The 2334-nt window shown below is 70.9% G+C and carries 1 protein-coding gene; it reads right to left on the reverse strand.

Annotation, left to right across the window (positions count from 1 at the left end; all coding sequences use genetic code 11):
* Nucleotides 1–57: 57 nt before the first annotated feature.
* Nucleotides 58–2103, reverse strand: coding sequence for a TonB-dependent receptor family protein (locus ACLD7X_RS16350; protein ID WP_411424746.1), 2046 nt, complete (start codon nt 2101–2103; stop codon nt 58–60).
* Nucleotides 2104–2334 lie beyond the last annotated feature (231 nt).

Consider the following 2334-nt stretch of genomic DNA (forward strand, 5'->3'; position numbering starts at 1 on the left):
CGCGTGCGACGACCCAGACGGGTCGCCGCGCCGGGGCGCTGGGGAGCGCGTCCGCCGTCATGGCCGCCCCCCGAAGCCGGTGCGCAGGCCGAGGTAGAATGCTCGCCCCTCGCCGGGGGTGGCGACTGCGAGGTTCACGCCCGGCGCGCGCGCATTGGCGATGGCGCTCACCATCGAGACATGCGCCTCATCGGCGAGATTGCGCCCTTCGAGGAACAGGCGGGTGTTTGGCCCCGCCTGCCAGGAGGCGGAGAGGTTGACCAGCGTGTACCCGGGGGCTTCCAGCGTGTTGCGGAAATCCACCGTCGTCTCCGACTGGGTGAACACCGACGGCGCGATCCGCCACGGCCCCGCCTCCCACGCGAGTTCGGCCACCAGCGTGCTGTCGGGCACGCCGGCCAGCGCATTGTCGCCATAGACGGGATCATTCTCGAACCGGAAGCGGTTGTAGGTCCAGGCCCCGCGCAGGCTGAGCGCGCCGCCGAACACATCGTCGGCCAGCCGCGCCGTCGCGCCGGCTTCCAGCCCGTGGCGGCGGGTGTTGGGCGCATTGAAGGTGGCGGCCGGGATCAGCGGGCTCACCTGGAAGGCGATGAACTCGTTCTCCAGCCGGGCGTGGAAATAGGCGATCTCGAAGTCGAGCCGGCCCCACTGGCCGCGCGCGCCGATCTCGGCGCTCACGCCCTCCTGCGCCTTGATCGGCACGAAGGTGACGAACCCGCCCTGGGTCAGCTGGCCGAACGCTGGCGGCTCATAGACGCCCGCGACATTAGCAAACACCTGAAGGCCCTCGCGCGGCGCCCAGAGGAGGCCGAGTTTGGGGCTCACACGAGAGAAGCTTTCGCTGTCGCTCGCCGCCCGGTTGCGGAGGTTTTCCACCGCGCGATCGGTGTCGATGCTGGAAAGGCCCGCGATGAGGGTCAGATCGTCGCGCGCCTGAAGCCGCAACTCGCCGAACACATCGACGCCGCCAGCCCGCTGGATGCTGTCGGCGGTCAGCACGCCACGGTCGGCCTGACCATTGGGGATTGCGGTGAAGGTGCGCGCCGCCGTGCGGGCATCGCGCCAGCGCGCCCCTGCGCTCCACGACCACGCGCCGGCCTCGCCCTCCAGCCGCGCAAACAGAAGGTGATCCAGCACGCGCTGATCGATCACGACGCTGATCGGGTGATAGAGGTCGCGCGCCGTATAGGCGGCCCCGAACGAGAGCGCGCCCAGCGGCCCTGCCGGCAGGGTGGTGCGCGTCCAGGCACGCAGGCTGTTGATATCGCGTCCGAAGGCGAAGCTCAGATTGCCGGCGTTGGCGCGCTGCGGGGTGGCGCGGGCCTGCGCGATGGTGAGCGCGCCGGGGATTTCCTGGTTCACGTCATTGATCAGCACGCCAAACCGGGTCTCGGCCGTGCCGGTCCAGCGCCAGCCGCCCTGAAGATAGAAGCGGCCGTTGGACTGTTCGGCATTCTCGCGGAAGCCGCGCTGCTTCTGGGCGGTGGCCGCGAGCATCAGATCGAAGCGCTCCCCGACATGGGCGAAGCGGGCGTTGGCGCGCGTGGTCTCGAACGATCCGCCCTCGATCCGCACGGCGCCGGCGGTCTCCTGATCGCGCGCGCGCAGGCCCTCGATCGCGATCGCCCCGCCCAGCGTCGCGCCGGCCAGCGCAAAGGCGTTCGCCCCGCGATAGACTGACATGGCGGCGGTGAAGGTGGGGTCGATCTCCTGGAAGTCGCCAAAGCCGTCCGCACCGTTCAGCGGCACGCCATCAAACTGCAGCTCCACCCCGCGCAAATGGGCGTTGTTGGCGACGCCGGAGCCGCGGATGGAGAGCCGCACCTCCTCGCCGAAGCGGGGCTGCGCAATGACGCCGGGGGTGAATTGAAGCGTGTCGCGGAACGTCACGGCATAGCGGTCGGCGAAGGCTTCCGCTGGCACGACCGAGACGTTGCCGGGCTGCTTGGCCGCTTCGGCCTGGGCTGCGGCCGCGACGGTGCGCTCGCCCAGAACGATGACGGTATCGGCCTGGCGGATCGCTACCATTTCGGCGAGGGCGGGGGAGGCGAGGGCGCTCGCGCAGACAGTGGCGAGCAGAAGGGCGCGCGGGGCGCGCATGACGATAGGCGAAGACATGGAAAACCTGATCCTGACTGAACGGGAAGGGCGCAGCGCGCAGGCATGCGCGCCGCGGCGGGGCGTTGGGGTTCAGATCAGGGTTGGTGGCGCGGTTGCCGGGGGCGGCGGGGCGGCAAGGCCGGCGCCGGGCCGGGGGGCGGCTTCAAGCGCCGGGGGCGGGGCGGCGAAGGGGGAGGACAGCGGGGCCGCAATCGCCTGACCCGGGCCGGG

Source organism: Aphanothece microscopica RSMan92, from assembly GCF_046613545.2.
Lineage (GTDB): Bacteria > Cyanobacteriota > Cyanobacteriia > PCC-6307 > Cyanobiaceae > NIES-981.

Coding starts and splice junctions, on each gene's coding strand:
- ACLD7X_RS16350 (WP_411424746.1), bottom strand. CDS start 2,103: ATGCGCGCCCCGCGCGCCCTTCTGCTCGCCACTGTCTGCGCGAGCGCC.